This is a genomic window from Bacteroidota bacterium, assembly GCA_021300195.1.
Taxonomy (GTDB): Bacteria; Bacteroidota; Bacteroidia; order J057; family JAJTIE01; genus JAJTIE01.
Map to the genome: position 1 here is coordinate 1 of JAJTIE010000064.1, position 7651 is coordinate 7651.

The following is a 7651-nucleotide window of genomic DNA, read 5'->3' on the forward strand; positions in this document are numbered from 1 at the left end:
ATAATACAAATCGATAGCCCCAAACTGATGCAAAAATTCATGGGCCAGTACATTGGCCAGTTCATCATACTTTATCCAATTCTTTAGGCCCATATCTACATTCACAAGCGAGTATTCCAGCGTATGCTCATCAAAAGCCGGAATCGTAAATACCTTGCCTGTATCGTTTACAAAAAAGACATACACTATGTTTTCAAAAAAATTACTCTTCATGAAACTATGATGTACGGAATCCATTACCGAACGAGGTACCAGATTATAGGGAAAATCGTCCGCATATACTTGGGCCTTCTTGGTTATGGTGATTTTAGGAAGCGTGTTGGAATATAGATCAAACTGTGAACCATAGTGACCGTTTGAAATACAAATATCCAAAAAGTACCGAGCTGTCGTTCCTAGGGAAGCTTCAAGGTAGGCCTCCTGTTGATCTGTAAATGGCCGATCGGCAAACTCTACCCAAAAAGAAACTATGGCAGTAACCCCTGTTATCTTCTTGGCATTGCCTATATTTCTTGCCAGAATTACCTCGTACTGGCGTGCATCCGGTGTTTGAGAAAATACCGGATGAAAAAGCCCCAGACTCAGCAAAAAAAAGAAAACTATACGTACCATACGCTATGGAAATTTAATCTGCCAATTACCTTCTCTGTTTTGAAATTCTTCTACCTTACCTCGCTTAATTGTTACCTCATTAGTCTGGCTATTAATCATCTTGGCGATAACATCAGCTGTTATCCTGGCATTGGCGGTAGAGCCAAACAAGATGGGCTTGCCATTAGCCGTACCGATAGAAATAACCAACAAAATATGCTGCGGGCCTTGGCCGGGTACCCGTCTGCCCAGCCATACCTGCAAGGGTAGTTACCACCCCAGCCGGGCTGATCTTGCGGATGGTGTGGTTATCGGCATCCACCACATACACATGGCCGGTGGCATCTACGGCTACACCGGATGGGCCACCAAAACGCGCGGACGTACCCGTGCCGTCCGCACTACCTAGCTGACCTACGCTACCTGCCAGGGTGCTTACACACTGGGCATAGGCAGTGCACAGCGCACTGAGCAGCAGGAAGAGTGGGAGAAAGAAGACAGGGCGAACAAGTACCAGTACCATCGGCGAAATCGTGAGCCTGGTGGAGTGGTAGTAAAATCTATCCTGAAGATACAACATAGAAATATGGTGCAGTATAAAAATAAGGATAAATCGATGGCAGAACAAAGGGTGTAAACAGTAGAAAACGGTGTATGAACTGCACAGAGGTAACCGCCTGGGCACCCGGAATACCTGGATCGCGCAAACCCTAGCGGGCCAGGCCTATCCTTTTCCAGAATGTTTTGCGTGGCGCTTCGGGGCTGCGGTAGCCCCGTACGGGGAAGCTGCCCCCCAGCCAAAAGTTGCCCGCAAATACCTGGCCCGCCCTGGGCACAGCAGGCGACCTAAGCTGCCTATACCAGGCCATCGAGCTGTGGATCGGCTGTGCTGGAGATTTGAATTTCGATCGGCACGTTTTTTACACAAGTTTCGTTGTGGGGTTTCGGGGCAGGGTTTACACCGCCGTTTCCCCTTGTTTTTTTCTATATCAGCCAGTATCCCACATGCATAATACGATGGAAGAGAAAATTACTGCCGCCTACCTTAGGCTTGTAAACACCGAGTATGAGCCGATAAATGCCCACACCGTGGCCGAGGCTGCTGGCATTACCGAGGCCGAGCTGTACCAGTACTTTTCGGGTGCCGATGCGGTGGGTGCCCGGCTGTGGCTAGACCTGGGGCAGGAGGTGAGTGCTGCCCTGCGCGAGAGCGAGGTGTATGCCAGCTACCCCGCCCGGCAGAAGATGCTCAGCTATTTCTTCACCTTCTTTGAGCTAGCACTCAGGCTACGCACGTTTATCGACTACACCGTGCAGGACAAGGCTATCCTGAAGCCGTACCGAGAGGCATTCAAAGCCCTGATGGAGGAGCTGGTGCAAGAGGGCCTGGATGCCGAGGACATAAAGGACCGGCTGGCCCTGAGCCGAAACTACCCCGATATGCTGTGGGAGCTGCACCTAAAGCTCATCCACATCTGGCTGCACGATACGAGTGCGGGCTTTGCCGAAACCGAAAAGGCCATAGAGCACTACAGCAAGCTGCCCCTGGAGCTGATAGGCCCAAACCTGCTGGATAGCGTGGCCGATACGGTAAAGTATCAGCTGGAGAAAATGAATGTGCGGGTTCGAAACCCCTTCCGGTTTTAGGCTCGCCCCTGCGTTTTGCCGGGGTGGCAGGCCTGTGCCTGCGTGGGCTGGCGCAATGGGCTGGGGGCAGCCAGCCAACCGGCGGATTAAGGAGCGCCATGGGCGTGGTACTAAGCGTATAACGAAACACAGTAGGAAAGGCCAGTATGAGTAAGGATAAAGTGCCAACGGGCAAAATAGAGCGGGCAGGCAGGTTTCTGCGTACAGGTGCCAAGGTAGGGGCCAACTATGTAACCCACTATGGCAAAAAGGCACTGCTACAGAACCCCTCGCGCGACGAGCTACAGGCCGCCAATGCAGAGGACATGCTGGCCGAGTTTACGCAGCTGCGCGGTACAGCGCTAAAGGTGGCCCAGATGCTGAGCATGGACAACATAAACTTTAGCGAAAGCTTTACTGGCGTGCTGCAGCAGGCCCAGTACAGTGTGCCGCCCATGAGTGCCCCCATGGCGGTAAAGGCCTTTACCCACAGTATGGGCCAGGCGCCCGACCGGGTGTTCGACCACTTTAACCCCACCGCGCTAAAGGCTGCCAGCATGGGCCAGGTGCACGAGGCTAAGAAGGACGGCCAAAAGCTGGCCGTGAAAATACAGTACCCCGGAGTGGCCGATAGCATACGCAGCGACATGAAGATGCTGCGCCGCATAGCCCCCACCTTTGTAAAAGCCAGTGCTGCCGAAATGCGCCCCTACATGGATGAGGTGGAGCACAAGCTGCTGGAGGAGAGCAACTATGAGCTGGAGCTAAAGAACAGCCAGGAGTTTGCCACCGCCTGCCAGCATCTGCCAGGCATTTACTTTCCGCAGTATCTGCCCCAGTATAGCAGCCAGCGCGTTATTACCATGAGCTGGATAGAGGGTGTTCACCTGCGCGATTTCCTCAAAACGGCTAGCCCTGCCACCCGCACCCAGGCTGCGCAGACCATCTGGGATTTCTATGAGTACCAGATGCACGTGCTGAAAAAACTGAATGCCGACCCACACCCCGGAAATTTCCTTTTCAACGAAAAAGGCGAGGTGGGTGTGCTAGACTTTGGCTGTACCAAGGCCCTGAGCAACGAGCTGTACGACGACTACTTTGACCTGGCACGCAAGGGCCTGTTTGAGGATAAAGTAGAAACGGAGCGCATCCTGCGCAAGATTCAGATACTGCGCCCGGAGGACAAGCCCGCAAAGGTGGATCAGCTCATGAGCCTCTTCAGCCGCATGATCGGCCTGGTAACCCAGCCCTACCACACCGGTACTTTCAACTTTGGCGAAAAGCGCTTTTTTGAGCAGGTGAACGAAATTGGCATCGAGATCAGCAAAACCCGCGAGGTGCGCGGCAGCCGCGAGTTTTTGTTTATCAACCGCACGTACTTTGGCCTCTTTGCCCTCTTTCAGCAGATGGAGGTAGTGCTGGAAACAGGCTGCAAGTATCGAGATTTTTAGCCCCTACGCTCATATCCGGGCAGTTGGCATACATTTTTTTGTCGTTCGATAAAATTATTAGCTTCGCATTCCTGTTAACAGTTTGTGAACGTGCCTACGGTAACGGTTGATCCCAATAGCGGTTTCTGCTTCGGTGTGGTATATGCCATTGAGATGGCGGAAGACTACCTGGATGAGCACAAGCAGCTGTACTGCCTGGGCGATATTGTGCACAATGATATGGAGGTGGAGCGCCTGGCGCGCAAGGGCCTACAGACCATAACGCACGAGGAGCTGGCCGGGCTGCGGGATGCCACGGTGCTGATTCGCGCCCATGGCGAGCCCCCCAGCACTTATGAGGTGGCAATAGCGAATAACCTGACCCTGATAGATGCCAGCTGCCCCGTGGTGCTGAAGCTGCAAAACAGGGTGCGGGGCGCGGTGGAGCCGGATACACAAATCATTCTGTATGGCAAGCCTGGCCATGCCGAGGTGAATGGCCTGCTGGGCCAGACACAGGGCAGAGCCATTGTGGTGATGGAGCCCGCAGAGCTGGATGCCATCGATTTTTCCAAGCCTACGGTACTCTTTAGCCAGACCACCAAAAGCACGGCCAAGTTTTATGCCCTGAAGGCCGAGATCGAGCGCCGGATAGCCGCTGCCCAGGCCAGCACACCCTTCAAGGCGAACGACACCATCTGCCGCCAGGTGAGCAACCGCGAGCCACAGCTGCAGCAGTTTGCCCAGGCGCATGATGTCATCATCTTTGTGGCGGGCCGCAAGAGCAGCAACGGAAAGGTGCTGTATGAAGTGTGCAAATCCGTAAACCCACGCACTTACTTTGTGAGTGAGCTGTGCGAGGTGAATACCGACTGGTACCGCCTACAGGACCATGTGGGCATTTGCGGGGCCACCAGCACGCCCCAGTGGCTGATGGACGAGATAGCACAGTTTATACGAACCAACCCCATACCTGCCTAGGCGGGCACCACCCTGGCCCACCACTGCCGTGGTTTCAATAAATTATTTTAGTACGCTTATTCCCTCCCTATGATAAAAAAACCCTACCTCGCTAACCTGGCCTGTGCCGCACTGCTCATCCTGGCGGGCCTGTACAGCTACCTAAGCAACGAAAGCCGCCCGGGCACCGCCCTTATCGGCCCCGTGTTTGGCCTGCTGCTGCTGGTGCTAACCCCTGGCCTGAAGCGCGAGAACAAGGTAGTGGCACACCTGGTGGTAGTGCTCACTCTGCTGTTTGGCCTTATGAGCCTGTATATGGGCTTCCTGAAGGCGCCAAAGCCCGGCATAGACCCCGATACACTGGCCCGGCGAAACCTGGTATTTGCCGCCTTTGCCATTGCCTGCTTCGGGGCTATGGTGGTGTATGTGCTAGGCTTTATACAGAAGCGAAAGGCCGGGCAGCAGGCTGCCTAGTGCCCCGCCTACTGCGCCCGGTACCTAGCCCACCTCCAGCACCAGTCCTTTCAGGTATTCGCCCTCGGGGTGGTAGAGCGATACGGGATGATCTACCGGCTGATGTAGCTGGTGCAGGATGCGCACCGCCCTGCCCGCGTCTACCGCTGCGCCAAACACTACCTTGCGAAACAGATCGGCCGGCATGTGCTGGCTACAGCTGAAGGTAAAGAGCAGCCCCCCCGCCGGTAGGGCACGCAGGGCACTCAGGTTTATATCCTTGTAGCCCCGGCTGGCCTGGTCCACCGTCTTCGGGCTTTTGGTGAAGGCGGGTGGATCTAGCACAATCAGGTCGTACCGGCCGTGCTCCAGCCTGCGCAGGTGCTGGAACGCATCGGCCTGCAGCACCTCATAGTTTTGGGTCAGCCCATTCCGCTCAGCGTTCTGTTGGCACTGTAGTATTGCCCGTTCCATGGCATCCAGGCTCGTGGCCTGTGCCGCCCCCCCTGCCAGGGCATGCAGGCCAAAGCCACCTGCGTAGCTAAACACATCCAGTACCTTGCGGCCCTGTGCATAGCGGCGTACCAGGGCACGGTTTTCGCGCTGGTCTAGGAAGTAGCCAGTCTTCTGCCCGCCCACCAGGTCGGCCCCAAACTCCAGCCCCCCCTCGGAAAACCATAGTGCCTGCACCCCGCCCTGTAGCCAGCGGCCCTGTTCATCGGCCTCGGTTTGCACGGCCAGGTGCTTCAGCCCTTTTTGTACCAAGAAGGCCTGTACCACGGGCAGCAGGGCCTCTAGCCCGGGTGCCCGGGCCTGTATAGCGGCTGCATCGGCATACAGGTCTATTATCAGGCCGGGCAGGCCATCGCCCTCGCCGTGCACCAGCCGGTAGGCAGTGGTGGGGGTGGGCTGCAGGGGCATCAGCTGCTGGCGCAGCTGCCAGGCTGCCTCTAGCCTGCCTTGCCAGTAGTCGGTATCAAACAGGTGGCTTGTTTCGCCCAGATGGAAAATACGGCACCGCAGGTTCCGGCCCGGTGCCAGCCAGCCATAGCCCAGCACCTCGCCCAGATTTGTACACACCTGTACGATGGCGCCTGCTTCGTGGGTTTCTTCGCGGGCCACTGCCCCGCTGTATACCCAGGGGTGCCCCCGTAGGATGGATCGGTCTCGGCCAGACTTTAAGTAGAGGGCGGGATACATACCGCAAAGCTACGCAATTATGCACCTGCGGGCTGGGTACTTTCGGGCTTTGGCCTAGGGGGTAGGGATCAGCTGCCAGCGTCTACCCACCTGTGGGGATATAGACCTGTGCCGTTTAAAAACACCCGGGCCCCCGTGGAGGGGGGCCCGAACGCTAAAGAAAATGAAAGATGAAAACAGGAATGCTTTAGTATTGGATATGCACATCCATGATCACAAAGGTCTGGCTCCGGTTCTGGCTGTCGGTTACGATCAGCTGCATGTCATAGTGCGTGTCGGGGCCCAGGTCGGTGCTCTTCTGATAGGTCAGGGTTTCGTTCAGGGTATGGTTGGCAGTGGTCAGGTCCTCCAGGTGCAGCAGCTCTACCGGACCATTGTGCAGGGTTTTTGCATGGCCATCTGCGGCCTCCACCAGCAGCACTTCTATCTCCCGCAGGGTAGCGCCGCCATTGGCTGTTACTGTGCCGGTTAGCAGGCGGGTTTTGGTTAGCTCTTCCAGCTCAAAGTGTGCATGGTCTGTACCCCCGGTAATGGGGCTGCCGTCTTTGTTCAGCACAATGTTTGATACCGTGGGGAAGGCACTGTTGGTCAGCGTAACCTCTATTTCCAGGAAGGCAGCCTCATTTCCGCTCTGGTCCAGGGCGTTGATTATCAGGTCGTAGGCACCAGGCTGGTTGCTGGGCCGTGTCGGGATTTTCAGCGTTAGGGTGGTATCTCCTTTGCCATTCAGTTCCATTACGGCATCGTAGTCCAACGTATCTGTAGTGGTGTTGGTTTTGCCATGGGCATGGCCGTCAAAGGCATTGTGCAGGTCTACCTGCAGCTGGCTCAGGTTTTGGTTATCGGTCAGGCGCAGCGTTACACGCAACGTGTCTCCGGCCGCTACCGTGGCAGTAGCGCTCTCGGGGCTGATGAGGCTAATGACCGGGGCACTGGTGTCTTTCTTGTCCTTGTTGTCGTCGTCATCCCGATTGCAAGCCAGCACCAGGGGCGAGAGCAGTAGAATAAACAGGTACTTGAAGCGAAACATGATCTTTGGGTTTGGGTTAAGTGAAATTAATGCAACTGTGTTGCAAATATAATGCACGTACCTGTACACCTAGGTTAACGACTCATAAAAATAGTTAAAATCAAGGCATGAGGTATAACGCCCTACCCCGGTGTGTTACCGAGGCTTGACTATCAAGGTATAAGAAATTACCTTGTAAGTCAAGCCCCTAACTTCTAAGAAAACCTGCTAGTCAAGCCCCAACAGGAAAACGCATGAACAACTCCCTATTGATCTATCCGGAGCCAAAAGCCTGTACCTACCTGCATCAGGGCTTTGATAGTTGAGCGGAAGCTGCTAATTTCAGCCCGCCAAAAGCCCTATCTTTCGGGCCCATATGTAT

8 protein-coding genes are annotated in these 7651 nt (G+C 55.1%); 4 read left to right on the forward strand and 4 right to left on the reverse strand.

Annotated features, from left to right (window positions below; all coding sequences use genetic code 11):
• On the reverse strand, positions 1 to 612 hold a 612-nt coding region (locus LW884_11320), incomplete at its 3' end, for a hypothetical protein (GenBank protein MCE3008919.1).
• A gap of 163 nt (positions 613 to 775) precedes the next feature.
• Positions 776 to 1114 (reverse strand): hypothetical protein, encoded by a 339-nt coding sequence (locus LW884_11325; GenBank protein ID MCE3008920.1) that lies wholly within the window; start codon positions 1112 to 1114, stop codon positions 776 to 778.
• 494 nt (positions 1115 to 1608) lie between these two features.
• Here LW884_11325 and LW884_11330 point away from each other — a divergent pair, with 494 nt between their 5' ends.
• The 4 genes from LW884_11330 to LW884_11345 all read left to right on the forward strand — a co-directional run bounded on the left by LW884_11330 (position 1609) and on the right by LW884_11345 (position 5081).
• A complete protein-coding gene (locus LW884_11330; protein ID MCE3008921.1) occupies positions 1609 to 2238 on the forward strand; it encodes a TetR/AcrR family transcriptional regulator in 630 nt (209 codons plus the stop codon).
• Positions 2239 to 2384: 146 nt separating this feature from the next.
• Complete coding sequence (locus tag LW884_11335; GenBank protein ID MCE3008922.1) at positions 2385 to 3668, forward strand: AarF/ABC1/UbiB kinase family protein; 1284 nt, start codon at positions 2385 to 2387, stop codon at positions 3666 to 3668.
• Positions 3669 to 3821: 153 nt separating this feature from the next.
• Positions 3822 to 4628: a 4-hydroxy-3-methylbut-2-enyl diphosphate reductase gene (locus LW884_11340; GenBank protein MCE3008923.1), complete on the forward strand. Its 807-nt coding sequence runs from the start codon at positions 3822 to 3824 to the stop codon at positions 4626 to 4628.
• A gap of 69 nt (positions 4629 to 4697) precedes the next feature.
• Positions 4698 to 5081 carry a hypothetical protein gene (locus LW884_11345; GenBank protein ID MCE3008924.1) on the forward strand — a complete coding sequence of 128 codons (384 nt, stop codon included), beginning with the start codon at positions 4698 to 4700 and terminating at the stop codon, positions 5079 to 5081.
• 24 nt (positions 5082 to 5105) lie between these two features.
• Here the strand turns inward: LW884_11345 and LW884_11350 are convergent, their stop codons facing one another.
• Both LW884_11350 and LW884_11355 read right to left on the reverse strand, forming a co-directional pair.
• Positions 5106 to 6260 carry a class I SAM-dependent rRNA methyltransferase gene (locus LW884_11350; GenBank protein MCE3008925.1) on the reverse strand — a complete coding sequence of 385 codons (1155 nt, stop codon included), beginning with the start codon at positions 6258 to 6260 and terminating at the stop codon, positions 5106 to 5108.
• Between the two features lie 187 nt (positions 6261 to 6447).
• Positions 6448 to 7290 (reverse strand): DUF4625 domain-containing protein, encoded by an 843-nt coding sequence (locus LW884_11355; GenBank protein MCE3008926.1) that lies wholly within the window; start codon positions 7288 to 7290, stop codon positions 6448 to 6450.
• Positions 7291 to 7651 lie beyond the last annotated feature (361 nt).

Excerpts from the sequence above, each read along its gene's own strand:
- LW884_11350 (MCE3008925.1), bottom strand. The coding sequence starts at position 6,260 with ATGTATCCCGCCCTCTACTTAAAGTCTGGCCGAGACCGATCCATCCTA.
- LW884_11335 (MCE3008922.1), top strand. The coding sequence starts at position 2,385 with ATGAGTAAGGATAAAGTGCCAACGGGCAAAATAGAGCGGGCAGGCAGG.
- LW884_11355 (MCE3008926.1), bottom strand. The coding sequence starts at position 7,290 with ATGTTTCGCTTCAAGTACCTGTTTATTCTACTGCTCTCGCCCCTGGTG.
- LW884_11345 (MCE3008924.1), top strand. The coding sequence starts at position 4,698 with ATGATAAAAAAACCCTACCTCGCTAACCTGGCCTGTGCCGCACTGCTC.
- LW884_11330 (MCE3008921.1), top strand. The coding sequence starts at position 1,609 with ATGGAAGAGAAAATTACTGCCGCCTACCTTAGGCTTGTAAACACCGAG.
- LW884_11340 (MCE3008923.1), top strand. The coding sequence starts at position 3,822 with ATGGCGGAAGACTACCTGGATGAGCACAAGCAGCTGTACTGCCTGGGC.
- LW884_11325 (MCE3008920.1), bottom strand. The coding sequence starts at position 1,114 with ATGGTACTGGTACTTGTTCGCCCTGTCTTCTTTCTCCCACTCTTCCTG.